The 24,417-nt window shown below is 70.5% G+C and carries 20 protein-coding genes and 1 pseudogene; 11 read left to right on the top strand and 10 right to left on the bottom strand.

Annotation, left to right across the window (positions count from 1 at the left end; genetic code table 11):
* Nucleotides 1–66: 66 nt before the first annotated feature.
* Nucleotides 67–1,725: a PA14 domain-containing protein gene (locus tag ACFY1U_RS15965; protein ID WP_390694730.1), complete on the bottom strand. Its 1,659-nt coding sequence runs from the start codon at nucleotides 1,723–1,725 to the stop codon at nucleotides 67–69.
* A 292-nt stretch (nucleotides 1,726–2,017) separates the two neighbouring features.
* Here ACFY1U_RS15965 and ACFY1U_RS15960 point away from each other — a divergent pair, with 292 nt between their 5' ends.
* Nucleotides 2,018–3,133, top strand: a complete 1,116-nt coding sequence (locus tag ACFY1U_RS15960) for a sugar ABC transporter substrate-binding protein (RefSeq protein WP_390694729.1) — start codon at nucleotides 2,018–2,020, stop codon at nucleotides 3,131–3,133.
* Between the two features lie 62 nt (nucleotides 3,134–3,195).
* On the opposite strand, the gene ACFY1U_RS15955 is transcribed toward ACFY1U_RS15960, so the two are convergent.
* Genes ACFY1U_RS15955 through ACFY1U_RS15945 form a run of 3 tightly spaced genes read right to left on the bottom strand, consistent with a single transcriptional unit; the run spans nucleotide 3,196 to nucleotide 6,525 of the window.
* Nucleotides 3,196–4,050: a transglutaminase domain-containing protein gene (locus ACFY1U_RS15955; protein ID WP_390694728.1), complete on the bottom strand. Its 855-nt coding sequence runs from the start codon at nucleotides 4,048–4,050 to the stop codon at nucleotides 3,196–3,198.
* A gap of 1 nt (nucleotide 4,051) precedes the next feature.
* A complete protein-coding gene (locus tag ACFY1U_RS15950; RefSeq protein WP_344406044.1) occupies nucleotides 4,052–4,984 on the bottom strand; it encodes an alpha-E domain-containing protein in 933 nt (310 codons plus the stop codon).
* Nucleotides 4,981–6,525, bottom strand: a complete 1,545-nt coding sequence (locus ACFY1U_RS15945) for a circularly permuted type 2 ATP-grasp protein (protein WP_390694727.1) — start codon at nucleotides 6,523–6,525, stop codon at nucleotides 4,981–4,983. The genes ACFY1U_RS15950 and ACFY1U_RS15945 overlap by 4 nt, the downstream gene beginning before the upstream one ends.
* Nucleotides 6,526–6,791: 266 nt before the next feature.
* Here ACFY1U_RS15945 and ACFY1U_RS15940 point away from each other — a divergent pair, with 266 nt between their 5' ends.
* Complete coding sequence (locus ACFY1U_RS15940) at nucleotides 6,792–7,838, top strand: LuxR C-terminal-related transcriptional regulator (RefSeq protein ID WP_390694726.1); 1,047 nt, start codon at nucleotides 6,792–6,794, stop codon at nucleotides 7,836–7,838.
* Here the strand turns inward: ACFY1U_RS15940 and ACFY1U_RS15935 are convergent.
* Together ACFY1U_RS15935 and ACFY1U_RS15930 are read right to left on the bottom strand one after the other, a co-directional pair.
* Nucleotides 7,801–8,273 (bottom strand): annotated as a pseudogene (locus tag ACFY1U_RS15935) (helix-turn-helix transcriptional regulator); the annotation flags it as partial. The gene ACFY1U_RS15940 and the pseudogene ACFY1U_RS15935 overlap by 38 nt on opposite strands.
* A 24-nt stretch (nucleotides 8,274–8,297) precedes the next feature.
* Nucleotides 8,298–9,311: a helix-turn-helix transcriptional regulator gene (locus ACFY1U_RS15930; RefSeq protein WP_390694725.1), complete on the bottom strand. Its 1,014-nt coding sequence runs from the start codon at nucleotides 9,309–9,311 to the stop codon at nucleotides 8,298–8,300.
* A gap of 351 nt (nucleotides 9,312–9,662) precedes the next feature.
* On the opposite strand from ACFY1U_RS15930, the gene ACFY1U_RS15925 reads away from it, so the two are divergent.
* A complete protein-coding gene (locus ACFY1U_RS15925) occupies nucleotides 9,663–9,959 on the top strand; it encodes a (2Fe-2S)-binding protein (protein WP_390695214.1) in 297 nt (98 codons plus the stop codon).
* Nucleotides 9,960–10,134: 175 nt separating this feature from the next.
* Here ACFY1U_RS15925 and ACFY1U_RS15920 read toward each other — a convergent pair whose 3' ends face one another.
* Nucleotides 10,135–10,548, bottom strand: a complete 414-nt coding sequence (locus tag ACFY1U_RS15920) for a pyridoxamine 5'-phosphate oxidase family protein (RefSeq protein ID WP_390694724.1) — start codon at nucleotides 10,546–10,548, stop codon at nucleotides 10,135–10,137.
* A 130-nt stretch (nucleotides 10,549–10,678) separates the two neighbouring features.
* On the opposite strand from ACFY1U_RS15920, the gene clpB reads away from it, so the two are divergent.
* From clpB to ACFY1U_RS15905, 3 genes are all read left to right on the top strand, one after another.
* On the top strand, nucleotides 10,679–13,276 hold the full coding sequence (gene clpB, locus ACFY1U_RS15915; RefSeq protein WP_390694723.1) for an ATP-dependent chaperone ClpB: 2,598 nt from the start codon (nucleotides 10,679–10,681) through the stop codon (nucleotides 13,274–13,276).
* Between the two features lie 104 nt (nucleotides 13,277–13,380).
* Complete coding sequence (locus ACFY1U_RS15910; protein ID WP_390694722.1) at nucleotides 13,381–14,994, top strand: recombinase family protein; 1,614 nt, start codon at nucleotides 13,381–13,383, stop codon at nucleotides 14,992–14,994.
* A 128-nt stretch (nucleotides 14,995–15,122) separates the two neighbouring features.
* Complete coding sequence (locus ACFY1U_RS15905) at nucleotides 15,123–15,656, top strand: YbjN domain-containing protein (protein WP_344406035.1); 534 nt, start codon at nucleotides 15,123–15,125, stop codon at nucleotides 15,654–15,656.
* A gap of 31 nt (nucleotides 15,657–15,687) precedes the next feature.
* Here the strand turns inward: ACFY1U_RS15905 and ACFY1U_RS15900 are convergent, their stop codons facing one another.
* From ACFY1U_RS15900 to ACFY1U_RS15890, 3 genes are all read right to left on the bottom strand, one after another.
* Nucleotides 15,688–16,887, bottom strand: coding sequence for a mannosyltransferase family protein (locus ACFY1U_RS15900; RefSeq protein ID WP_390694721.1), 1,200 nt, complete (start codon nucleotides 16,885–16,887; stop codon nucleotides 15,688–15,690).
* Between the two features lie 99 nt (nucleotides 16,888–16,986).
* Entirely contained in the window at nucleotides 16,987–18,192 is a 1,206-nt protein-coding gene (locus tag ACFY1U_RS15895; protein ID WP_390694720.1) for a pyridoxal phosphate-dependent aminotransferase, read from the bottom strand.
* Between the two features lie 29 nt (nucleotides 18,193–18,221).
* Nucleotides 18,222–18,563 (bottom strand): ANTAR domain-containing protein, encoded by a 342-nt coding sequence (locus tag ACFY1U_RS15890; protein WP_390694719.1) that lies wholly within the window; start codon nucleotides 18,561–18,563, stop codon nucleotides 18,222–18,224.
* Between the two features lie 895 nt (nucleotides 18,564–19,458).
* Here ACFY1U_RS15890 and ACFY1U_RS15885 point away from each other — a divergent pair.
* The 5 genes from ACFY1U_RS15885 to pyrE all read left to right on the top strand — a co-directional run bounded on the left by ACFY1U_RS15885 (nucleotide 19,459) and on the right by pyrE (nucleotide 24,280).
* Complete coding sequence (locus ACFY1U_RS15885; protein ID WP_390694718.1) at nucleotides 19,459–19,995, top strand: DUF2617 family protein; 537 nt, start codon at nucleotides 19,459–19,461, stop codon at nucleotides 19,993–19,995.
* A gap of 99 nt (nucleotides 19,996–20,094) precedes the next feature.
* Complete coding sequence (locus ACFY1U_RS15880; protein WP_390694717.1) at nucleotides 20,095–21,729, top strand: polyamine aminopropyltransferase; 1,635 nt, start codon at nucleotides 20,095–20,097, stop codon at nucleotides 21,727–21,729.
* Nucleotides 21,730–22,031: 302 nt separating this feature from the next.
* Complete coding sequence (locus ACFY1U_RS15875; RefSeq protein ID WP_390694716.1) at nucleotides 22,032–22,895, top strand: SRPBCC domain-containing protein; 864 nt, start codon at nucleotides 22,032–22,034, stop codon at nucleotides 22,893–22,895.
* Nucleotides 22,896–22,929: 34 nt separating this feature from the next.
* Nucleotides 22,930–23,718, top strand: a complete 789-nt coding sequence (locus tag ACFY1U_RS15870) for an aldose 1-epimerase (protein WP_390694715.1) — start codon at nucleotides 22,930–22,932, stop codon at nucleotides 23,716–23,718.
* A 10-nt stretch (nucleotides 23,719–23,728) separates the two neighbouring features.
* Nucleotides 23,729–24,280 (top strand): orotate phosphoribosyltransferase, encoded by a 552-nt coding sequence (gene pyrE, locus ACFY1U_RS15865; RefSeq protein WP_390694714.1) that lies wholly within the window; start codon nucleotides 23,729–23,731, stop codon nucleotides 24,278–24,280.
* Nucleotides 24,281–24,417 lie beyond the last annotated feature (137 nt).

Here is a 24,417-nt window from a genome sequence, read left to right as displayed (position 1 = left end):
GACAGGGGCCCGGAGGCCGAACCTCCGGGCCCCTTCCGTATGCCGGGCCGTTGTCGGTGGCCGGTGTCAGCGGCCGACGAAGAACTCCAGCGACGAGCTCTGCTCGCTCTGCCGCCCGTAGGGGTCCACGGCGTACACGGTGGCCGTGCACGGCCCGTTGTAGGGCGGCGTCCAGGAGAGGGAGCCGGTGGTGGACAGCCGGGTGCCGCTGTCGCCGCAGGCGCCGCTGATCTCCCAGGAGTAGCCCTTCAGGACCCGTCCCTCGTCGCCCGCGCCGGGCGCGGCGGTCACCTGGACGGCCTGCCGGGCGGGAATCCCCGCCCTGACCAGCGTCAGCCGCGGTGCGTTCGGGCCGGTCGGGGTGGCCTTGGCGAGCCGGTCGACGGTGATCTCCGCGGAGGGCGCGGACTCGGCGCCCGTGCCGGCGTCCACGGCGACGACGTAGTAGGACGCCTTGCCCGCGGGAGCGAGGCGGTCCTCCCACCAGCCGCCGTGCAGGTCCCCGAGGGCGGTCCAGCCGCCGTCGGTGCGGCGGTAGACACGGTACTGGGGGGCGTCCTCGGGGAGATCCCAGTGGATCTCGGTCCGGTCGTCGTGGAGGGCGCTGGTGAGCCCGGTCGGGGCGGGCGTGGCGCCGGGCTCGGGGCGCGTGGCCGTCACCGGGCCGGAGACCGGGGAGATGTTCCCGGCGCCGTCCACCGCCTGCACCTTGTAGGTGTACGCCGTGCCCGTCCCGGCGGTGACGTCCGAGAAGGACGTCCCGAACACCGTCTCGGGACCGTCCAGGTCCTGTTGTCCCTCCGGCGCGCCCCACACCTCGTAGTGGTGGACGTCCGCCGCCGAAGAGGCTTCCCACGCGACCGTGTTGCCCGCCGTGGTGCCCTTCGCCGTGAGGCCGGTGACCTGTCCGGGCGCCGTACGGTCGGCGGTCGTCACGCCCTGGTCGGCCGAACCCGCGGAGGCGTTGCCCGCCTTGTCGTAGGCACGCACCTCGTAGAAGTACGTGTCGCCCGTCGCCGGCAGGCTCGTGTCGGTGTACGACGTCGAGGTCGTCGTCGCAAGCGGCGTAGCGCCGAACGACGTGCCCTTGAGCCGCCGGTAGACGCGGTAGCCCGCGAGGTCCATCTCCTTGTTCTTCGGCCAGGTCAGCTTCGCCTTCCCGGTCGCCGGGTCGTACGCGACCGAAGTCCCCGTCGGGGCAAGGGGTTTGACCTTGTCGACGTCGGCGGAGGTGCGGGGCTTGTAGGCGAAGGAGACGTTCGCTGTGCCCGTCCAGTTGACGTAGTCGACGCGGAAGGTGTGCTTGCCGGAGGGGATCGTGATGTCGACGGTCTTCTTCACCGTCGTGGACACGTTCTTCCAGAGGTCGACCTTGCGCACGCCGTCCAGGTAGACGCGGATGCCGTCCTGGGTGGCTACCGGCAGGGCGAAGGGGCCACCCGAGCCGAAGCCCCTCGTCACCGTCCAGCGGACGCCGAAGTTGTCCCTCGGGAGGCCGGCGGCGGGGGCGGAGGTCCCCCAGTTCTGGTCGATCGAGGAGTCGCAGTCCGTCTTCTTCGGGGTGCCGGAGAACGACGTGTTCGCGAAGAACTGGCGCTTGAAGACGGGCGAGGCGCAGGTGGTCGCTGCGGCGGCAGGACCGGTCGTCGCGGAGAGCAGACCGGCCGCGGTGGAGAGCACGACGGCGGTCGTGGCCGCGGCGGTCGTGCGTCTGGCTGGGATCATTCGGTCCTCTGGTCGGGAGGGGAACGGCTGGTGGAAGCTGCCGTGATCATGACTCGTGAGGAATCGCGTTGGTTGTACGGATCTTTGCCTTCCGATTGCCTGTCGTTGCATGGAGAGTCCGTAAAGAACCTTTGGAGGCGTTTCCGTCATGCCTTTACATGGTCGGCGGAGTGTTGCGTTGCGCACTCGTTAAGTAGTTGCGCTTGACGCCCGGGGGCCGGTCCGCGTTGGCTTTTCAGTCACCCGGGTCGCACGTTGCGCCCGCGTCCGGAAGGCATCAGAAGTGAGCACCATGCGTCCCACGCGTCGTACCGCCATCGCCGTGGCAGCGTCCACGATGACTCTGTCGCTCTCCTCCTGCGGCGTGCTGAACGTGTCGGGGGACAGCAGCTCGGCGAGCCCCACGAAGGGCAACGACGTCACCGTGGGACTGCTGCTGCCGGAGACGGCCAACACCCGGTACGAGAACTTCGACTACCCCATCATCAAGAAGCAGGTCGCCGCGCTCACCAGGCAGCAGGGCAAGGTCGACTACAAGAACGCCGGCCAGAACGCGGCCAAGCAGGCGGCCCAGATGCAGAAGATGATCGACGACAAGGTCGACATCATCCTGCTGGACGCCGTGGACTCGCACGCCATCGCCGGTGAGGTGAAGAAGGCGAAGGACGCCGGCATCCCGGTCATCGCCTACGACCGGCTGGCCGAGGGCCCGATCGACGCGTACATCTCCTTCGACAACGAACTCGTCGGCGAGGTCCAGGGCCGCACCCTGCTGGAGGCGCTCGGCAGCAACGCCGACACCTCCGACAAGATCGTCATGATGAACGGCTCGCCCACCGACCCGAACGCCAAGCAGTTCAAGGCGGGCGCCCTGTCCGAGCTCAACGGCAAGGTGACGATCGCCGAGTCGTACGACACCAAGGACTGGGACCCGAAGAACGCCCAGGCCAACATGAAGGCGGCCATCGCGGCGATCGGCAAGAACAACATCGCCGGCGTCTACTCCGCCAACGACGGCATGGCCGGCGGCATCGTCAAGGCCCTGGAGAACGCCGGCGTCACCAAGCTGCCGCCGCTCACCGGCCAGGACGCGGAACTCGCGGCCGTGCAGCGGATCGTCTCGGGCGAGCAGTACATGAGCGTGTACAAGTCGTACCCGCAGGAGGCCGCGGCGGCCGCGCAGATGGCGGTGGCCAAGGTGCAGGGCAAGGAGATCGAGTTCGAGGCCCTCACCCAGGACACCGTCGACAGCCCCACCGACAAGGGCATCCCCGCGCAGCTCGTCACCGTGACCGCGCTGACGAGGAAGAACATCAAGTCGACGGTCGTCGCGGACGGCATCTACACGGTCTCCCAGATCTGCACGTCGAAGTTCGCCTCGGAGTGCTCGGCCATCGGCCTCAAGTAGCCGGAGGCGGTACGCGAGAGGGCCGGGGCGGCCGCGCCCCGGCCCTTTGCCGTCGGTGGTGGTCACCCCACCCGCGTGAACACCACCGACACGTCCGGCGGACCGCCCGCCACACCCCGGTAGATGCCCTTGTGCGGGGTGACGTCGTCGTAGTCGCGGCCGCGGGCCACCACGACATGGGACTCGTCGGCGCGGGTGCGGTTGGTGGGGTCGTAGCCGCACCAGTCGCCCGCCCAGTACTCGATCCAGGCGTGGCTCTGCCCGGCGACGGGCCGGTGGAGTTCGGCCTCGCGCTCCGGGTGGAGGTAGCCGGAGACGTACCGGGCCGGCAGCCCCACGCCCCGCAGCAGGGCCACGGTGAGATGGGTGATGTCCTGGCAGACACCCGCGCCCTGCTCCCAGGCCTCCGCGGGCGAGGTGTTCACGCTGGTGGCGCCGGGCAGGTACGACACCCGGTCGGCGACCAGGGCGGAGACCGCGACCGCCGTCTCGTGCGGGTCGAGGCCGGCCGCCGCCTTCCGCGCCTTCTTCACGAGCTTCGCCGGGACCGTCGTACGGCCGGTCGGGCTCGCGAACTCCAACAGGCGGGTGGTCGCGATGCGTTCGGCGACCTCCGCCCAGCTGGGCGCGGGCGGCAGCGCCTCCGGCGGGGAGGTCTCGACCAGGCTGGAGGCCGTGATGGTGAGATCGCCGTGCGGGTCCATCAGGTCGAAGCCGGTGACCTGGGTGCCCCAGTAGTCCCAGTACGACCAGGTGGAGGTCGTGGGGTTGACGGTGACCCGCGCGTCCAGGGTGGTCTGGCCCGGCAGCGTCAGCGGGGTCATGCGGACCTCGTTGTGCGAGGAGGCCGCGGGCTGGGCGTAGGAGACCCGGGTGGTGTGCTCGATACGGAGGCGGCGTGCGCGTTCGGCGGTCATCTCACGCTCCTTCCTGGGCCCACTCGATGGGCCCCTGGTACGGGAAGAACCGCTCGGCCACCGCGTCCGCGGACGCCATGCAGGCCTGCTGCAGGTCACCGAGGAGCGCGGGCAGCTGGTTCTCCAGAGCGTGCGTGTCCAGATATTCGAGGCGGGTGCGCAGCCGCCCGATGGGGCGGCGCGCGGGGTCCTGGCGGGGCCGGCCGAGCGCCGTCAGGCACTCCTCCGCCGTCGTGAGCGCATGCAGCGCCGAGCGCGGGAAGTCCCGGTCCAGGAGCAGGAATTCGGCCACCCGCGGGGTGTCGCCGAAACCGCCGTACACACGGGCATACGCCTCATCGGCGCCCGATGCGCTCAACAGCGTCGGCCAGTCGGGCGCGTGCACGGCGTCCAGCACGCGCACCGACAGCAGCCGTACCGTCATGTCCACCCGCTCCAGGCTGCGCCCCAGCACCACGAACCGCCAGCTGTCGTCCCGGCTCATGGTCGAGTCGGCGAGCCCGAAGAAGAGCGCGGCCCGGCGGCGCACCAGCTCCAGATAGGCGTACGGGCCGGTACGGCGGGCCGCCATCCGCTGGTCGGCCAGCGCGTGCCAGGTGGAGTTGAGGCACTCCCACATCTCGGAGGAGATGGCCTCACGGGCGCTGCGCGCGTTCAGCCGGGCGGCGCCCAGCGCCCCCTCGATGGAGCCCGTCGAGCGGGCGTCGAAGGCCAGCTGGTCCAGGACCTGCTGCATGTCGCAGGGCCCGGCTCCCGCGTCCATGCCGAGGATCGCGTACAGCGACCGGCAGGCCGCGTCCTCGTCGCGCCAGGGGTCCTCCAGCAGCCGGTGCAGATACGCGTCGAGGATGCGGCCCGTGGCGTCGGCGCGCTCGACATAGCGGCCGGTCCAGGTCAGGGCCTCGGCTATCCGGGACAGGATCACGTCGTTCACTGCTGCTGGGCCCCTTCCTGTACGACGGCACGGGTGCCGTCGGGTCCGAGCCGGCGCGGGGCGACGGAGGGCAGCGCGCCGGCCGGTTCGGGCGCCGGCTGCTCGGCGGGGCCCTCCGCGATCACCCAGGTGTCCTTGGAGCCGCCGCCCTGGCTGGAGTTGACGATCAGGTTGCCCTCCTGGAGGGCGACGCGGGTCAGCCCGCCGGGCAGCACCCAGACATCGTTGCCGTCGTTCACCGCGAAGGGCCTGAGGTCGATGTGGCGGGGTGCCAAGCGCTCGCCCGCGAGGGTGGGGGAGGTGGACAGGGCGACGGGCCGCTGGGCGATGAAGCCGCGCGGGTCCGCGATGACGGCTTTGCGAGTGCGTTCGAGGGTGTCCTTGTCGGCCTTCGGGCCGATCACGATGCCCTGCCCTCCGGCGCCGTCCACGGGCTTGATGACCAGCCGGTCGATCTGGTCGAGTACCGCCTCCAACTGTCCTGGCTCATCAGGCCGGTAGGACTCGACATTGGGGAGGATCGGTTCTTCGGAGAGGTAGTAGCGGATCAGGTCCGGAACGTAGGTGTAGAGCAGCTTGTCGTCGGCGATCCCATTGCCCACGGCATTCGCGAGTGTGACGTTGCCCGCCATGGCGGCGCCCATGATGCCGGGGCAGCCGATCACCGAGTCCGGCCGGAAGTGGAGCGGGTCGAGGAAGTCGTCGTCCAGGCGCCGGTATACGACATGGACGGGCACCTCGCCGCGCGTGGTGCGCATCCACACGCGGTTGTTCCGGCTGACCAGGTCGTGCCCCTCGACCAGCTGCACGCCCATCAGCCGGGCGAGCAGGGCGTGTTCGAAGTAGGCGGCGTTGCTCGGGCCCGGGGTGAGGACCACGACCCGCGGGTCCTGCACACCGTCGGGGGCGGCGGCCCGCAGGGCGGCGAGCAGCTTCTGCGCGTACCCGTCGACCGGCACCACGTGCTGTTCCGCGAACAGGGACGGGAAGATCCGGGTCATGGCCCGGCGGTTCTCGATGACGTACGAGACCCCGCTGGGGACCCGCACGTTGTCCTCCAGCACCCGGAAGTCCCCGGCCTCGTCCCGCACGAGGTCGATGCCCGCGACATGGATACGGACGCCGCCCGGTGGTTCGACGCCCTGTGCCGCCCGGTGGAAGTGCGGGGAGTTGAGCAGCAGCCGCCAGGGCACCACGCCGTCCTCGAAGGCGCGGCAGTGCCCGTAGGCGTCGGCGAGATAGGCCTCCAGGGCCCTGACTCTCTGGCTCACCCCGCGTTGTATGAGATCCCATTCGAGGGCGTCTAGGATGCGCGGCACCAGGTCCAGCGGCCAGGGCCGCTCCTCGCCCGCGAAGGCGTAGGTCACGCCCCGGTCCGTGAAGGCTCTGGCCATCTGGTCGGCCCGGAACCTCAGTTCACTCGGTTCGATCGGCTGAAGTGCAGCCAGCACCGGCTCATAGGCGGTCCTGACCTCACCCGGCCGCTCAAACATCTCGTCCCACGCGTCGGCCAACGCGTATGCGTCAAATATGTCCGCCATGAGGGGACGTTAGAGGCGGGGCGTAACGGGGTGATCACTGGCGTATTTCCGCGAGCTTGCGCGGGCAGTCGCTCCGCGGGTGTGCCCGTGCCCCCTCAGTGCGCAGCACCGTCAGGTTGTTGCAAGCCGCCCGGCGGAGGGCCGGAAATAGCCGGACGTATGGGGGGTTTTGGCCGCTCGCTTCGGGCCGAGCCGTGTTGCGGAGCTGGTCCGGGCCGCGCATAGTTGCGCTGCGACAGACGGTGGAACCGGGGGTGGGATGGGCGATGGCCGGGCACGGGACGGATGAGCATCCGCACGGTGCCGACCGGCTGTGCGACGCCGGGGACCGCGTGTACTCCCGGGCCGTACGGCGGGGCCGGGTGGCGCGCCGGGACGCCGAACCGGTGCCGTGCCTGCTGGAGCTGGCCCTGCTGCACCCGGACCCCGACGACATGGACTGGCTGGTCCCGACGTCCCCGCAGGAGGTCATGACCAGACTGCTGCGCGGGGTGTACGACGAGGTCAGCGCGAGCCAGCGACGCGTGGGCGCGGCGGTCGCCGCCGTCGAGCGGTACGCGGGCCTCGGCCCCGCCACGCAGGCGGGCCCGGGCGTCGGCGAGGGCGCCGCGATCCGCGTCCTCGACGGGCTCTCCCGTATCCAGGCCGCCATGGACCAGGCGACGGAGGCGTGCACCACGGAGGTCCTCACCGTCCAGCCCGGCGGCATCCGCCCCGAGCACGAGCTGACCGAGGGCCTGCACCGGGCGCTGGCGCTGCGCGGGCGGGGCGTGCGGATGCGCGACCTGTACACCCATGTGGCCCGGCACGGGCAGGGACTGCTCAACTACCTGGAGCTGATGGGTGGTTCGGTCGAGGCTCGCACCCTCGACGAGGTGATCGACCGGCTGATCCTCTTCGACCGCACGGTGGCGTTCATCCCGGCGAACGCGGACCGCACCCTGGCGCTGGAGCTGCGCCACCCGGCGCTGGTCGAGTACCTGGTCACGGTCTTCGAACGGCTGTGGCGCCTGGCGATCCCGCTGACCGCGCCGCTGCCCGACACGGGCATCGAGGGCATCTCCCACCGCGAGCAGTCCATCGCGGCGCTGCTCGCCGAGGGCCACCAGGACGCGGTGATCGCGGAGCGGCTCGGGATAAGCGTGCGGACGTGCCGGGCGCACATCGCACGGTTGTCGGAGACGCTGGGCGCGGCCAGCCGCACCCAACTCGGCGTCCGTATCGCCCAGGTGGGCCTCGACGGGCCCCGCGATCCGGCAGACGTCGGCTCGTCGGTCACTCTTCCCGGTCAAGAATCCCCGACTGTCCGATGAGACAGCCGAGCTGCGCCCGGCTCTCGCTGCCCAGGGTGGCCGCCAGTTCGGCGATGTGGACTCGGGCGGTGCGGATGTTCATGCCGAGGCGGTCGGCGATGGCGGCGTCGGTGTGGCCTTCGACGAGGAGGGTGGCGATGGCCCGCCCGATGCGGCCGTACCCACTGAGGACGGTGACGGTAGGGGCTTCGGCCGCTCCCGTGGTGCGACGACAAGCCGCATGAGCGGCTCGAAGGTGTCGGCCAGCCGCTGTTCGCGGCGCCGCTCCAGGGCGATACGTTCCCCCGTGGTCCGCAGCAGCCGGTGAAGCGCCACGGCGGGTGCGACCGGCTCCAGCCTGTTCAGGTCGGCCACAGCAGGGTGCAGAAGGCCGGAATCGACCAGACAGGGGGCGGCTTCGGCGTCCGTGCTGGTGACATGGCCTTCGTGTAGGGCGCACCGCACCCCCTTTCGCTCGGATCACTTCTCGGGGTTGAGGATCCCCGACTGCGCTATCAGGAAGCCGAGTTGGGCCCGACTGCCGCTGCCCAGGGCCGTGGCCAGCTTGGCTATGTGGGCGCGGCAGGTGCGGACGTTCATGCCCAGGCGGCGGGCGATCGCCTCGTCGACGTGGCCTTCCACGAGCAGCTTGGCGATGGAGTGCTGGATGTCGGTGATGCCGCCGGCCGCGGGCTCGTAGGGGGCGCCGGCGCTCAGCGGGACGGACCGGCCCCACATGAACTCGAAAAGTCTGACCAGATAGCGGATCAGGCCGGGATGGCGGAGCTCCAGGGCGACCTGCTGGTCGTCGCGGGCGGGGATGAAGGCGACGGTCTCGTCGCAGATGATGAGGCGTTCCACCACCTCGTCGATGGTGCGGTACTCCACCTTGCCGTTGGAGAGCTGGGCCACATAGGCCAGCTTCTCCGGGCTGTAGCGGGCCGTGTGCTGGTACAGCGTCCGGATTCGCACGCCGCGTTCGATCAGCGGCTTGTCTCGTTCCAGTCCCTGGATGAGGCTGCGCTCGGAGAAGCGGTCGTCGCTCGGCTGGATGGTGAGCATCTCGCTCTGGCACTGGGCGGTGGCCAGGTTGAGCGCCGCGTTGATCCGCTTTCCCCCCTCCAGCACGGTGATCGAGTCGTCGGTCGCCGCGGCCTGGGCGCTGAGCGCCATGAACGGCTCGAATGCGTCCGCGAGCTCGATGGACAGCCGGCGGCGCTCTGTGATCTCGCGCTCGATGGGGTGCAGCCGCTCGGCCAGGGCCGTGAACGGCGGCACGGGCCGCAGCCAGTCCGCATCGTCCGGGTCGGGGTGGAGAAGGGCGAACTCCATCAGACAGGGGGCGGACTCCACCTCTGCTCGGGCGATCCGGCCCATGCGCAGGGCGTTCGCATAAAGTCGGCCACCTTCCTCGCAGATTTCGGTCACCGCATGGGGATGCGCCGCTTTAGTCCGATTTGCCACGAAATCTCCACCCCCCAGGGTCCTGAACATGCAGGAACATGATGCATCGATCCTGTGGCCATGACGTGTTCGAATGAGCCATCGTCTTATCCGACGGGGGAAGAGGAGACTTTCAAGTGAGGACGAAGCCGACTATGCGGAACAGAATGCTTCGCTCGATGCTTGTTGCCGCCCTCTCCGCCGTCGTGGGACTCGGAGTGCTGGGCGGTACCTCCCATGCGGGGGACAGCACTCGAGCGGACTCCCATTGGCCGGCGGCCGCCCAGTCCGTCACGCTTGCGGACTCCCATTGGCCGGCGGTCGTCGAGTCCGGCACCGAAGACAGCGCTGGGAGCTGACGACGTGACCATCCCACCGGACGACCGGTCCTTCCGTAGAGAGATGGCCACGGCCTACCGCTCCGGCTGGCACTTCATCGACCTTGTCACCGCGATCCCCCACTCCGGTGACTCGCTGATGGTGACCGTCTTCGGTGAGCCGGTCGTCGTCACGCGCGACGAGGACGAGGACGTACGGGCGTACCGGTGTCTGCGGCGGCCTCGGGGGGCGCCGCAGCCAGTGCGATGTGCCATCCGGTACGGAATGATCTTTGTGAATCTCGACCAACGAGACCACCGGCTGGTGGAACCGGAAACCCCCCAAGTTCGGACCATCTCAGCCACCCCCCGCAGTGCCTGACGCGAATCCCCCGTCGTAACAGTTCGCTCAGGTGCTTCCCCCCGCAGCGGCGTCACCGTGACCTGAACACGGTGACGCCGCTGCAGTTTTGCGGGACATTTCCGGGTATCGGCGTATTCGGCCACTGCCGGGTACTGGCTGAAAACAGCCCCTGCCGTCACGGCCGTCCCAGCCGTCATGCGAGGCCCATCGCCCGCGTCAGCTCGATCTCGATCACCACGCGTGACGGGTTCGGCCCGGGCGTGCGCCGGTAGCGCTCGGCGTACCGCCGCACCGCCTCCGCGACCCGCTCCGGCTCGGTCCGCACGACGGCCAGGCCCTCCAGCGTCGCCCAGCGCCGGCCGTCCACCTGGCACACCGCGACCCGGGCGCCGTCGTCGCCGGCCGCCAGCACGTTCAGCACCTTGGCGCTCGTCCTGTTCGTGATCACCCGAGCGAGACCGGCGCCGGGATCGTATGTGACCCCGACGGGCACCACGTGCGGGCTGCCGTCCGGGCGCGGGGTGGTCAGCGTGCACAGGTGCCGTTCCCGCCAGAAGTCGAGGTACGCGGCGTCGGGGGCACCCGGGTCCTGCGAATAGGTCGCCATGGCTCCGGAACCTAGCCCCTGGACTCTCCCGCCCGCTGCCTTGAGCGGAATAGACTCAACTTTGTGTACGCTGACTGAGTCAGTACTGGGAGACGCGACCGACGGCTGACATCAGGAGGAGAACGCGACAGTGGACGCCGAGCTGACCAACCGGAGCCGGGACGCCCTCAGGGCGGCCGAGCAGCGGGCCCTGACCGACGGGCACGCCGACCTCACCCCGGCGCACCTGCTCCTTGCCCTGCTCCAGGGCCAGGACAACGAGAACATCACCGACCTGCTGGCCGCCGTCGACGCCGACCAGGCGGCCGTACGGGCCGGTGCGGAGAAGATCCTCGCCGGGCTGCCCAGCGTGACCGGCTCGACCGTCGCGCCCCCGCAGGCGAACCGCGAACTGCTCGCCGTGATCGCGGACGCCGCCGAGCGCGCCAAGGACCTCGGAGACGAGTACCTCTCCACCGAGCACCTGCTCATCGGCATCGCCGCGAAGGGCGGTGCCGCCGGTGACGTACTGTCCGGGCAGGGGGCCGCCGCGAAGAAGCTGCAGGAGGCCTTCCAGCAGGCGAGGGGAGGACGCCGGGTGACCACAGCCGACCCGGAGGGCCAGTACAAGGCCCTGGAGAAGTTCGGCACGGACTTCACGGCCGCGGCGCGCGAGGGCCGGCTCGACCCGGTCATCGGCCGCGACCAGGAGATCCGCCGCGTCGTGCAGGTCCTGTCGCGCCGTACGAAGAACAACCCGGTCCTCATCGGCGAGCCCGGCGTCGGCAAGACCGCCGTCGTCGAGGGCCTCGCCCAGCGGATCGTCAAGGGCGACGTACCGGAGTCCCTCAAGGACAAGCGGCTGGTCGCGCTCGACCTCGGCGCGATGGTCGCGGGCGCGAAGTACCGCGGTGAGTTCGAGGAGCGCCTGAAGACCGTCCTCGCGGAGATCAAGGACTCCGACGGCCAGATCATCACCTTCATCGACGAGCTGCACACCGTCGTGGGCGCGGGCGCCGGCGGCGACTCCGCCATGGACGCCGGCAACATGCTGAAGCCGATGCTGGCCCGCGGCGAGCTGCGCATGGTGGGCGCGACGACCCTCGACGAGTACCGCGAGCGCATCGAGAAGGACCCGGCGCTGGAACGCCGCTTCCAGCAGGTCCTGGTCGCCGAGCCGACCGTCGAGGACACCATCGCGATCCTGCGCGGACTCAAGGGCCGCTACGAGGCCCACCACAAGGTCCAGATCGCCGACAGCGCACTGGTCGCCTCCGCGACCCTCTCCGACCGCTACATCACCTCCCGCTTCCTGCCCGACAAGGCCATCGACCTCGTCGACGAGGCGGCCTCCCGCCTGCGCATGGAGATCGACTCGTCCCCCGTCGAGATCGACGAACTCCAGCGCGCCGTGGACCGGTTGAAGATGGAGGAGCTGGCGCTGGAGAAGGAGACCGACCCGGCCTCCCGCGAGCGCCTGGAGCGGCTGCGCCGCGACCTCGCCGACAAGGAGGAGGAGCTGCGCGGCCTGACCGCCCGCTGGGAGAAGGAGAAGCAGTCCCTCAACCGCGTCGGTGAACTGAAGGAGAAGCTCGACGAGCTGCGCGGACAGGCCGAACGGGCCCAGCGCGACGGCGACTTCGACACCGCCTCCAAGCTTCTCTACGGCGAGATCCCCACCCTGGAAAGGGACTTGGAGGCCGCCTCGGAGGCCGAGGAAGAGGCCGCCAAGGACACCATGGTCAAGGAGGAGGTCGGCTCCGACGACATCGCGGACGTCGTCGCCGCCTGGACCGGCATCCCCGCCGGCCGCCTCCTGGAGGGCGAGACGCAGAAGCTCCTGCGCATGGAGGAGGAGCTGGGCAAGCGCCTGATCGGCCAGCAGGAGGCCGTACAGGCCGTCTCCGACGCCGTCCGCCGCACCCGCGCCGGCATCGCCGACCCGGACCGGCCGACCGGCTCCTTCCTCTTCCTGGGCCCGACGGGCGTGGGCAAGACCGAACTCGCCAAGGCCCTCGCGGACTTCCTCTTCGACGACGAGCGGGCCATGGTCCGCATCGACATGTCGGAGTACGGCGAGAAGCACAGCGTGGCCCGCCTGGTCGGCGCCCCGCCCGGCTACGTCGGCTACGAGGAGGGCGGCCAGCTGACCGAGGCGGTGCGCAGGCGCCCCTACTCCGTGGTCCTGCTGGACGAGGTCGAGAAGGCCCACCCGGAGGTCTTCGACGTCCTCCTCCAGGTGCTGGACGACGGCCGCCTGACGGACGGCCAGGGCCGTACGGTCGACTTCCGCAACACCATCCTGGTCCTCACCTCCAACCTGGGCAGCCAGTTCCTGGTGGACCCGCTGACCGGCGAGGAGGAGAAGAAGGAACAGGTCCTGGAGGTCGTCCGCACCTCCTTCAAGCCGGAGTTCCTCAACCGCCTCGACGACCTCGTCGTCTTCTCGGCCCTGTCGAAGGACGAACTGAGCCGCATCGCCCGCCTCCAGATCGACCGGCTCGCCAGGCGCCTCGCGGAGCGCCGCCTCACCCTGGAGGTCACCGACGAGGCCCTGGCCTGGCTCGCCGACGAGGGCATGGACCCGGCCTACGGCGCCCGCCCCCTGCGCCGCCTGGTCCAGACCGCCATCGGCGACCGCCTCGCCAAGGAGATCCTCTCCGGCGAGGTCAAGGACGGCGACACGGTCCGGGTGGACGCGTTCGGGGAGGGGCTGATCGTCGGCCCGACCACCGGTAAGACGCTGTGACCCTCAGTCTCTCCCTGTTTCACGGTGAGTATCGAGTCGATAGATGATATTTGACATAACCTCCCGGATGGTCGGCTCGTTCCTCCAGCCGGGAGGGATGTCATATGAAGCGAGTTCTGGCGGTTCAGCGCATCAGTCGTGACACGGAGGCTTCGTCGGCGCTCACACGGCAGGACGAGGCACTCACCATCGCGCTGCGACGGCGGGGCTACACCGAGGTGGGGCGTGTCGTCGACGCCACTGTGTCGGGCGCTGTCCACCTCGACCAACGCCCCAGCCTGAGCAAATGGCTCGACGATCCCCTTGTGCATGAGTGGGATGTCCTCATGGTCACCGAGCAGGACCGCATCACACGCGATGACCTGCACTGGTGGCGCTTCGTCGACTGGATCCTCAAGAACGGGAAGCAGGTCGAAGTCCTCGACGATCCGACGTTCGACGTCCACTCCGAGGACGGACGGATACTGGCGGGCGCCAAAGCGGCTCAAGCTGCCAAGTACCGTAGGGCAGTTCAGGCCAAGCAACTCGACCGCACCCGGTTCTTCCGTGAGAACAGGCTCTGGAACGGCGGTATCTGGCCCTTCGGCTACCGTGCCGAGGTCTTCTCCCACCGGGGGGAACGCCGCAGGCGCCTGGCGGTCGACCCCTGCACCTCACGGCTCGTGCGTGAGGCGTACGAGCGCATTGTCCAAAGCGGCGACACTGTCTACGCAGTAGTTCAGGACTGGAACGCGCGGGGTGTACCCAGTGCCCGGGACCATCAACGCAGGGAACAGAACAAGGATCTTCCAGAACACGAGCGCAGGCCGGAGAAGGGGACTCTCTGGGCGGTTACCCCGCTGCGCAACATGCTGAGGTCGCCCGCTCTGATGGGCGTGATGATGCATCGTTCCGAGCCTGTCCTGGACGAGGACGGAGAGCCGGTGGTCTGGGCGGACCCCATCCTCAGCCGTGACGAGTTCGCGGTGCTCCAGGACGCGGTCATCACCGAGAGAAGCAGGGAAGAGCCCAGGCTGGAGAAGGGCTGGCGCACTCCCCTGCTCGGCGTGCTCTTCTGCATCTGCGGCAGGCCCATGTACGTACGGCACCAGAAGAACCGTCTGGCCGACGGTACGACGCGGGTGCTCCCCTACTACCAGTGCCGTTCTGTCTCCGAGATGAACCGCTGTGGGGCTCCCTCGATCTGGCGGGCCGAGAGCCTCCACGAGGCCGTTGAGCGACGCTTCCTGGACGAGGCCGGTGATCTGGCCGAGACGAGGCGCACCTACGTGCCGGGACGGGACCATGCCGCGGCGATCGCCGAGCTTCGGACAGCCCTCGTGAACCTCACCGCCGCTGTCGGACAGGCAGCCAGCCCGTTGGCGGTCGAGGCCCTGGCCCGGCAGATGGACGAGCATGCCCGGACAATCGAGCGGCTGGAGGCAGAGCCGGCGATCCCCGCCCGGTGGATCGAGGAGCCGACCGGTGTCGCTTACCGCCAACAGTGGTCCGCAGCTGGGGACTGGGAGGCCAGGGCGGCCCTCCTCCGTAAGGCTGGTGTTCGCTGCTTCTGCGAGGGAACGCACAAGTCGGGGACCCTGCACATGTGGTCCCCCGCGGCACAGCAACAGCAGGCCACCGACGGAATCGACTGCCGGGAGGAGAGAGCCCGGCGCTACTTCCTGGAGCTTCGACGGGGCAGGGGGCTGGGGCCGGGATTCTGGTATTCACCTCGCTGATCGGCCACGTTGGTGGCAGCCCCGGGTAGGGCGGCTTGCCGCTCACCGTCCAAGAGAGAGAGGGTGGGCATGTACGTCTGGTCTCAGCGATGGCCGGACGAGCCAGACGACCGCAGGAGTGTCCAAGTATGTCCATCGACCCGTCCTCGATTCCGAACTTCGGGGGCCAGCCCGAGCCGCAGCCCCAAGGACCGGCGGGCCCCGTCGTCCCGGATCAGGACCTCGTGAAGCAGCTCCTCGACCAGATGGAGCTCAAGTACGTCGTCGACGACGAGGGTGACCTCGCGGCGCCGTGGGAGCAGTTCCGTACGTACTTCATGTTCCGCGGTGAGGGCGACCAGCAGGTCTTCTCGGTGCGGACGTTCTACGACCGCCCCCACCAGATCGACGAGAAGCCGCAGCTGCTGGAGTCCATCGACGACTGGAACCGGCGGACCCTGTGGCCCAAGGTCTACAGCCACACCCACGACGACGGCACCGTCCGTCTGATCGGTGAGGCGCAGATGCTGATCGGCACCGGCGTCAGCCTGGAGCACTTCGTCTCCTCCACGGTCAGCTGGGTACGGGCCGCCATCGAGTTCGACAAGTGGCTCGTCGAGCAGCTCGGCCTCGAAGAGGAGATCAACGAGGCGGACGAGAAGCCCGGGGACGACGAGGAGTAGTCCTCCCGCCCGCTTCCACAGCGCCCCAGCCCTACAGGGGCATCTGGGCGATCACGACCAGATACGCCCCGTACACGAACGAGAGCCCGGCCAGGGCGGCGACCACGACGGTCGCGTGCCACGGCCGGGCTCTCGCCGTACGGACGAGGGCCTGGGCGAGGGGCAGCAGAAGCGGGAACGCGGGGAGCAGGAAGCGGGGCTTCGACTCGAAGAAGCCGGAGCCACCGAGGGCGATCAGCAGCAGTACGCCGCTGTGGACGAGCAGTGGGAGCGGGGCGCGGTCGGCGAGCAGGAGGGCGTACAGCACGACGCCCCCCGCCACGATCACCATCGTCATCGGGAAGACGAACCGGTCCCCGTGCAGCAGCAGGTGCTTCACGAACTCGAGCGAGCCGCGCCCGAAGTCGAACCGGGAGCCCCACTGCCGCTGCACCGCGAAGTAGCCGCCGAGGAGATTGCCCTCGTGGTGCCCGACCCACAGGATGTACGCCGTCCACCCGGTCGGGGCGAGCGCGGCGCCCGTCCACAGCCTGTGGGAAACCTTGCGGCGCTCACGAAGGCACCGCCACACCTCGCAGACCGCCGCCGCGAGCACGGCCGCGGCGACCGCGAACCCGTTGGGCCGGGCCAGCCCCGCGAGCGCCGCCAGCGAACCCGCCCACAGCCAGCGACCGGCGAGCACCGCGTACAGCGACCAGGCGGCGAACGCGGTCAGCAGGGGCTCGGTGTACGCCATGGACAGCACGACGGAGTGCGGCAGCAGCGCCCACAGCAGCACCAGCGCGAACGCGACGGCACGGCCGTGCAGCCGGGCGCCGATGGCGTAGATCCCGCAGGCGGCGACGGCGGCCGCGGTCCAGGACACCACCAGCCCGGACGCGCCCCCGCCCAGCGGGCTCACGGCGCGCAGGGCCCGCACCAGCGCCGGGTAGAGCGGGAAGAACGCCATGTCGCTGAACATGACCCCCGTGCGGGGGTGCTGGATGCGGCCGTACCCGTGGGCGGCGATCCCCAGGTACCACACGGAGTCCCAGGACCGCCCGAGCAGTCCGAGGGCGTCCCGGCCGGTCGTCGCCCGGGCCGCCAGGGCGAGCGTGGCGACACCGAGCAGCCGGACGGTGAGGAACAGACCGAGCGCGGTGGCCATGGCTGCCACCCGGGTCGCATGGACACGCCCCTGGGCGGCAGGCTCCGCGACGGCGGAACGAGTGAGGGTGCTGGCGTGGGTCACACCGGCACAGTGCAGGGTGAACCGGGCATGCGCGAGCGCTGGGCGTCCGCCCGGGTACGGTCTCGCGGTGCCCGGCGTGGCGGCGTGACAGGCCCCCGATCAGCCCGCCAGTGCCTTGAGCCGCTTCGCCGCCTCCTCCAGGACCTCCGTCTGCTTGCAGAACGCGAACCGCACGAACGGGGCGCCCGCCTCCCGGTGGTCGTAGAACACGGCGTTCGGGATGGCGACGACCCCGGCGCGCTCCGGGAGGGCGCGGCAGAAGGCGAAGCCGTCGCCCTCTGCGGACAGCGCAGCTCCGAGGGGGCGGATGTCGGTGGTGATGAAGTAGGTGCCGGCCGGCCGGAAGACCTTGAAGCCCGCGTCCGCGAGGCCCGCCGCCAGCAGGTCCCGCTTGGCGAGCATGTCCTCACGGAAGGCGGCGAAGTAGGTGTCGGGAAGCGCCAGCGCCTCGGCGACCGCGTACTGGAAGGGTCCGGAGGAAACATAGGTCAGGAACTGCTTCGCGGAGCGGACCGCGGAGACCAGTCCCGGGGCCGCCGTCACCCAGCCCACCTTCCAGCCGGTGAAGGAGAAGGTCTTGCCCGCCGAGCCGATGGTGACCGTCCGGTCGCGCATGCCCGGGAAGGTCGCGAGCGGCAGATGTTCGGCCTCGTCGAAGACCAGGTGCTCGTAGACCTCGTCGGTGACGACGAGCAGATCGCGCTCGACGGCCAGCTCGGCGATCGCGGTGAGCTCCTCACGGCTGAGAACCGTGCCGGTGGGGTTGTGCGGGGTGTTGACGAGCAGCAGGCGGGTGCGGTCGGTGACGGCGTCGCGCAGTTCGTCGAGGTCCAGGCGGAAGCTCTCCTCGTGCGGACGCAGGGTGACCGGCACCCTGGTCCCGCCCGCCATGGCGATGCAGGCCGCGTACGAGTCGTAGTACGGCTCGAGGGCGATCACCTCGTCGCCGGGCTCCAGCAGGGCGAGGAGGGTGGCGGCGATGGCCTCGGTGGCGCCGGCGGTGACCAGGACCTCGGTGTCGGGGTCGAACGCCAGGCCGTAGCGGCGCTCCTGGTGCGCGGCGATCGCCGTGCGCAGCTCGGGGACGCCGGGGCCCGGCGGGTACTGGTTGCCGCGCCCGTCGCGCAGGGCCCGCACGGCGGCCTCGCGGACCTCCTCGGGGCCGTCCGTGTCAGGGAAGCCCTGGCCCAGGTTGATGGAGCCGGTCCGCACGGCCAGGGCGGACATCTCGGCGAAGATCGTCGTCCCGAACTCGGCGAGGCGGCGGTTGAGCAGGGGGCGGGTGCTGGAGGTCATGCCGGTCATCCTGCGCCCCGGCCGCGGGGTTCCTCAACTCACCGCTTCCACGACTGGTACCGGCCGATCGCCTGCTGCAGTCCGATCCGCTCGGCCGCCGGCAGCTCGCCACCCTGCGTGAACGCCATGACGTGTTCGGCGACGACGCGCAGCTTTGTGTTGGTGCGCTGCGAGACGTCGCGCAGTGCGCGCCAGGCTTCCTCCGGCGCTATTCGTCCCAGGACGACGAGGGCGCCGATCGCCTGATCGACGACGGCATGCGAGCTGACCGCCTGTTCCAGCTGGGCGCACTCCGCTTCGAGGCGCTCGTTCTCCACGGCCAGATCGGTGGCGGACAGGAATTTCAGGGGCTGCGATCTGGAAACCGCAAAGAAAGCCATGACTAGCTCACCACTTTGCGCGAGCGGGGACTGGGCTCTGTTGTGCTGGTGCCCCCGGAGGTGCTCGGTACACGCATGCTCTGAAGTTCCTCAACTCTGCTTTGACCGCCGAGCGGCCCGGGCATCCCCCGTTCACGCAAGAAGCGAGGCACCCACGGGGGGCTGCTTCGGGGGATTCGAAAGGACGGTGGCGCCATGGTCATCGGCTTCATCGTGGTGGCGGTCGTGATCGCGTTCGTGGCGATCGTCGCGAAGGCAGCGGGCAAGGGCGGGGCGAAGTCGTTCCGCGGGGGGAGCCGGAGCGGGGACAGCAGCAGTGGGAGCGGCAGCTGGTGGGCCGGCGGGGGAGACGGCGGCTCCTCGGGCGGGCACCACTCCGGAGGTCATCACTCCGGGGGGCACCACTCGTGCGGGGGCGGTCACTCCTCCTGCGGGGGTGGGTCGTCCTGCGGCGGTGGGTCGTCCTGCGGTGGCGGCGGTGGATGCGGCGGAGGCAGCTGACACGGGGCAGCCGAGCTCCGCGGGGGACCGCATACTCCCCCGGCACACCCGTCGAGCACCCGCAGGAGCGCACGCCCCGGCGGGTGCTCCTGTGCTCCGGCGTGCGCCACGGCCGCCGTGGCGCACGCCGTGGTTGAACAGTTGCGCAGTGGAGCCCTCTGAGGGATGGAAACCGCACGAAGTTGGGTAAAAACGCTGTGACGGCGCCACTGTTCATGATTCCCTCTGAAACACCGGTGCGGTCCTCGGATGTCCTGCTGAGACCTTCCTGACCTCCCTGACTTCCCGACCGGGCCGACCGGGCGACCGGGCCGATCGCCCCGCGTCGCCCGGTGTGCCGGACCCCCACACCTTCCTCCTCACCTTTCTTTGTGTGCCAGCGGAGAGCCGACCCATGCTCACGACCCTGAACACCTCATACACCGACACGCGCGCTGCCGACCTCGCCTGGGCCCTCGGGCGTGAGCCGCTTCCCGCCCTGGCTACGCTCGACCTCGAACTGGCGGGCAACAAGCTCCAGTTGAGACTTCTCGGCGCGTCCCACCAGGTGCTCCTGGAGGAACAGCGGGGCACTTGTTCGGAGACGGTGGCGTGCATGCCGGGCAGCAGCACACCGCTGCCGCTGGGCGTCGCCAAACGGATGGACGACTGGGAGTACGAGTTCGCGGCCCGGGTGGAGGTCCTGTCGCCGGGGTCGTTCGCGGGGCGCGCGCAGGAGTTGCTCGCGCTGGTCTCCGACCATCCGCACGGCCTGGCCGGGGTCTTCCCCGGCAGCCCGCACGCCTTCACCGCGCTGCTGGCCCAGTGGCGCGGCGGCCAGGTCCACTGGCGGACCTGGCACGCGTACCCGCAGGACGGGCAGTTGGTGGCGACGCGGACGCGGGTGGGAGCCCGCGTTCCCGCGCCGCAGGTCGGTCCGTCCGCCGCCTGACCCGGACACGCGGCCTCAAACACGCGGTGCGGAACTGTCAGGCAGTTCCACACGTGTGGGTGACGAAGCGTGTGGTTGCAGTGACGTAACGTCGCAGTCGTGATCGAACCGCACGCGCCGGCACCACCCGGTTCCCCGCCCCCCTGGGCGGGCCCGGCGCGGCTGCCCGTCCAGCCGAGCACCGGACGGTTCCTCGTGCTCGCATGCGTCTTCGTCTGCGCGGCCTGCGGACTCGTGTACGAGCTCGAACTCGTCGCCCTGGCCTCGTACTTGATCGGCGACTCGGTCACCCAGGCCTCGGTCGTCCTGTCGGTCATGGTGTTCGCCATGGGCATCGGCTCGCTCGCCGCGAAGCGTCTGCGCTGGCGTGCCGCGGCCGCCTTCGGCGCGATCGAGGCGACGCTCGCGCTGGTCGGCGGCTGCAGCGCGATGGCCCTGTACGCGGTGTTCGCGTGGACCGGCAACTGGGGCGGCCTGTGGGCGAGCGGCCCGCGCTGGCTGCTGGTCGCCTTCTCGCTCACCATCGGTCTGCTGATCGGCGCCGAGATTCCGCTCCTCATGGAGCTGATCCAGCGCATCCGGCGGCAGGACGCGGGCGGTGCGGTGGCCGACCTGTTCGCCGCGGACTACGTCGGCGCACTCGTCGGCGGTCTCGCCTTCCCGTTCCTGCTGCTGCCGCTGCTGGGCCAGCTGACCGGTGCCCTGATCACCGGCGCGGTCAACGCGGTCGCGGGCGGCACCCTCGTCCTCGGGCTGTTCCGCCGCGACCTCACCCGCCGTACCCGCTGGCTGCTGCTGGTCGCCAACCTCGCCGTGCTCGGCCTCCTCGCGGCCGCCGCCGTCCTGGTCGACGACTTCGAACAGGCGGCCCGGCACGCGGTGTACGGCCACGACGTGCGCGTGGCCCTGCAGACCGGCACCCAGGAGGTCGTCCTCACCGGCGGCACCGACGGCCACCCCCTCGCCCTCTTCCTGGACGGCCGCCTGAGGGTCGGCAGCGACGAACTCCGGTACCACGAAGCCCTGGTGCACCCCGCGATGAACGGCCCGCACGCGCGCGTGCTGATCCTCGGCGGCGGGGACGGCCTGGCCGCCCGTGAAGTGCTGCGCCACAGGGGCGTGCGGCGCGTGGACGTCGTCGAACTCGACGCGGGAGTCGTCCGGTTGGCCCGCCGCGACCCGGCCCTGTCGAAGCTGAACCGTCACGCCTACGACGACCCGCGCGTGCACGTGACGATCGCCGACGCCTTCCCCTGGCTGCGCACGGCGCCCACCTCGACGTACGACGTGGTGATCTCCGACCTCCCCGACCCGGGCATCACGGCCAGCACCAAGCTGTACTCCCAGGAGTTCTACGGCCTCGCCCGGCGCGCCCTCGCGCCCGGTGGCCGCCTGGTGGTGCACGCCGGGCCGTTCACCACCCGCCCGCGGGTGTTCTGGACGGTCGTCGCGACCCTGCGCGCCGCCGGTCTGCACACCGCCCCCTACCGGGTGGGCGGCCGCGACTCCGGCTTCGCGGCGGGCCCCGACCGCACGGCCGACGCCTCCGGCGCCCCGCGCGACTGGGGGTTCGTGCTGGCGTCCGCTCGTACGGCCCCGCCCCTCGGCCTCGACCTGCACGCCCCGCTACCGCAGACCTTGTCCTCGGCGTCCCTTGCGGCGGACGTCCGGGCGGTGACCCGCACCCGGATCGCGGACCTGCCGCCGTCGACACTGGTGCACCCCCGCTACTGAGCAAGCAGAGACGGGGCTTGACGGTGGCATCCCCATATCAGCGGAGAGCTACCGGCCAGGCCGTATCCCTCCCGCGGGCGTGTGGGACCGCGAGCCCACCCAGGACAGCGGGCACGCCCACTCAGGGCGGCAAGACCCGACTGTGCCGAGGTGACCAGCTTGCGCCCAGGCGGCGGAGCCGCATATCGACACCGCCCTGGCCTCGAAGACCGTTCGCGAGGCCACCGGACGATAAGTCCGGGCAATCGAGAGTCAACCAACATCCCTGGTTGATCTCGAGAGGAACGGTAGGCTCGGCCGACATGGAGCATGAGGTGTTCGTTCCGGTTCCGGCCGCACGGCTGAAAGAAACCCTCGCCGACCCCGCGCAGGTGGCCCGGGCGGTTCCCGGACTCCAGCAGGACGCGGGCGCCGAGCCCGTCACCGGACGGCTGAAAATGCGCGTCGGCAGCCACTCCGTCACCTACCGCGGCACCGTCCGCGTCACCCCGCAGGACGACGGTTCGTACGCCGCCGAGGGCGACGCCACCGAGACCCGCGGCACCGGCTCGGTCAAGCTCGCCCTCACCCTCCGGGTGGAGGAGGCCGACGGCGGCTCCCGGCTGACCTTCGAGGGCACGGCCTCCGCCGACGGCCGCCTCACCGAACTGCCGGCCGAACAGGTCGCGTCGGCCGCGACCCGTCTGCTGAACCGTTTCGCGGAGAACTTGGCCGCGGGGACGGAGCACGAGGAGACGGAACCCCTCGTCACCCAGGAGTTCGAACCCAAGGCGACCAGCGACTTCGAGACGACCCCGGACGCCGACGACGCGCCTGCCCCCGCCGCCGAGCCCACGGAGCACACCTCGGTGTACGACACCGAGGTCCCCCCACCGTCCCTCGACCCGCTCGCCGAGGACACGGGCGAGGACGACACGGGCGAGGACGACACGGACGACGTGGTCGAGTCCGGCGCCCCACCCGCCGAAGCGGCCCATGCCCGCCGCACGATGATCGGCCGCAGCGCCGAGGAGGTCGACCACGCCCCGCCCCGCGGCCGCTACGCCCCCGTCCCCGCCCCCCAGACGGTTTCGGCCGGCTCCCCGCTGCGCTGGGCGGCCCCGGCGGCGGCCCTCGTGGTCGCGTCGGCGATCGTCGTGGGCCGGCTGCTGCGCAGGCGTCACTGACGGCGGTCTTGATCGGCCCCAGTAGGGTCGTCCCGTGAGTAACGAAGACATCACGCTGACCGCGGGCGACGCGGAGGTGACCGTGCAGCCGGGCAACGGCGGCCGGGTCGGAGGACTGCGCGTCGGCGGCACGGAACTGCTCCGCCAGGGCGAACGGTTCGGCTGCTTCCCGATGGTCCCCTGGTGCGGGCGGATCCGCGACGGCCGTTTCCGGGACGGCGCCACCGTCCAGCAGATGCCGCTCAACTCCCCGCCGCACGCCATCCACGGCACCGTCCGCGACGGCGCCTGGCACACCGCGCGCGTCAACGCCGACGAGGCCGTCCTCACGTACGACCTGGTCGAGCCCTGGCCCTACGCGGGCCGCGTCACCCAGCAGTACGCGCTCACGCCCGACGCGCTGACCCTGACGATGTCCGTGGAGACGATCGACTCCTCGTTTCCGGCCCAGATCGGCTGGCACCCCTGGTTCAACCGCAACCTCGGAGGCAAGGACGTACAACTGGACTTCACTCCCGCGTGGCAGGAGGAGCGCGGCGAGGACCACCTGCCCACCGGCAACCGCGTCGACCCGCGCCCCGGCCCCTGGGACGACTGCTTCGGCATGCCCGGCGGGGTCGACGTCACCCTCACCTGGCCCGGTCAGCTGGAGCTGAAGGTCACCAGCCGCGAGGAGTGGGTCGTCGTCTACGACGAGCAGGAGGAGGCCGTCTGCGTGGAGCCCCAGACCGGCCCGCCCAACGGCCTGAACACCCTCCCTCGCCTGGTCACCCCGCTGGAGCCGCTCGAGGCCTCGACCACCTGGACCTGGCACCGCCTTTAAGCTGGGCGGCATGACGACGGACGTACGTGGCGAGCTGCTGCAGCAGATCAAGGACAAGGCCGTGGTGCACGGCAAGGTGACCCTCTCCTCGGGTCTGGAGGCCGACTACTACGTCGACCTGCGCCGCATCACCCTTGACGGTGAGGCCGCCCCGCTGGTCGGTCAGGTGCTCCTGGACCTGACCGCCGACCTCGACTTCGACGCGGTGGGCGGTCTGACCATGGGCGCCGACCCGGTCGCGGCGGCCATCCTGCACGCGGCCGCCGCCCGCGGGAAGCGCGTCGACGCCTTCGTCGTGCGGAAGGCGGCCAAGGCGCACGGGCTGCAGCGGCGCGTCGAGGGGCCGGACATCAAGGGCCGCCGCGTGCTGGTCGTCGAGGACACCTCCACCACCGGGGGCTCCCCGCTGACCGCCGTCGAGGCGGTGCGCGAGGCGGGCGCCGAGGTCGTCGCCGTCGCCACGATCGTCGACCGTGCGACCGGCGCCGCCGAGAAGATCCAGGAGGGCGCGGGAGTGCCGTACCTCTACGCCTACTCCAAGGACGACCTGGGCCTCGACTGACAGCCCCGGCCGGGCTACTCCCGGGTACGTCGGCCGCGTTGTCCACAAGCCGGACACGGCGGGCAAAGCATCAGGCCAAGTCTGGAAAGATGGGCCCGACGACGACGTCAGCCCCCAAGGTCTAGGTCAGGGCCGTA

The organism is Streptomyces sp. NPDC001351, assembly GCF_042896045.1.
Classification (GTDB): domain Bacteria; phylum Actinomycetota; class Actinomycetes; order Streptomycetales; family Streptomycetaceae; genus Streptomyces.
Note: the sequence above shows the minus strand (reverse complement) of the source record. Positions and strands in the feature narration are given on the sequence as shown.

Bases quoted from the DNA above. Each gene is read 5' to 3' on its own strand.
- ACFY1U_RS15965 (WP_390694730.1), bottom strand. From the start codon at position 1,725: ATGATCCCAGCCAGACGCACGACCGCCGCGGCCACGACCGCCGTCGTG.
- ACFY1U_RS15960 (WP_390694729.1), top strand. From the start codon at position 2,018: ATGCGTCCCACGCGTCGTACCGCCATCGCCGTGGCAGCGTCCACGATG.
- ACFY1U_RS15955 (WP_390694728.1), bottom strand. From the start codon at position 4,050: ATGACCGCCGAACGCGCACGCCGCCTCCGTATCGAGCACACCACCCGG.
- ACFY1U_RS15945 (WP_390694727.1), bottom strand. From the start codon at position 6,525: ATGGCGGACATATTTGACGCATACGCGTTGGCCGACGCGTGGGACGAG.
- ACFY1U_RS15940 (WP_390694726.1), top strand. From the start codon at position 6,792: ATGGCCGGGCACGGGACGGATGAGCATCCGCACGGTGCCGACCGGCTG.
- ACFY1U_RS15930 (WP_390694725.1), bottom strand. From the start codon at position 9,311: ATGTTCAGGACCCTGGGGGGTGGAGATTTCGTGGCAAATCGGACTAAA.
- ACFY1U_RS15925 (WP_390695214.1), top strand. From the start codon at position 9,663: ATGGCCACGGCCTACCGCTCCGGCTGGCACTTCATCGACCTTGTCACC.
- ACFY1U_RS15920 (WP_390694724.1), bottom strand. From the start codon at position 10,548: ATGGCGACCTATTCGCAGGACCCGGGTGCCCCCGACGCCGCGTACCTC.
- ACFY1U_RS15910 (WP_390694722.1), top strand. From the start codon at position 13,381: ATGAAGCGAGTTCTGGCGGTTCAGCGCATCAGTCGTGACACGGAGGCT.
- ACFY1U_RS15905 (WP_344406035.1), top strand. From the start codon at position 15,123: ATGTCCATCGACCCGTCCTCGATTCCGAACTTCGGGGGCCAGCCCGAG.
- ACFY1U_RS15895 (WP_390694720.1), bottom strand. From the start codon at position 18,192: ATGACCGGCATGACCTCCAGCACCCGCCCCCTGCTCAACCGCCGCCTC.
- ACFY1U_RS15890 (WP_390694719.1), bottom strand. From the start codon at position 18,563: ATGGCTTTCTTTGCGGTTTCCAGATCGCAGCCCCTGAAATTCCTGTCC.
- ACFY1U_RS15885 (WP_390694718.1), top strand. From the start codon at position 19,459: ATGCTCACGACCCTGAACACCTCATACACCGACACGCGCGCTGCCGAC.
- ACFY1U_RS15875 (WP_390694716.1), top strand. From the start codon at position 22,032: ATGGAGCATGAGGTGTTCGTTCCGGTTCCGGCCGCACGGCTGAAAGAA.
- pyrE (WP_390694714.1), top strand. From the start codon at position 23,729: ATGACGACGGACGTACGTGGCGAGCTGCTGCAGCAGATCAAGGACAAG.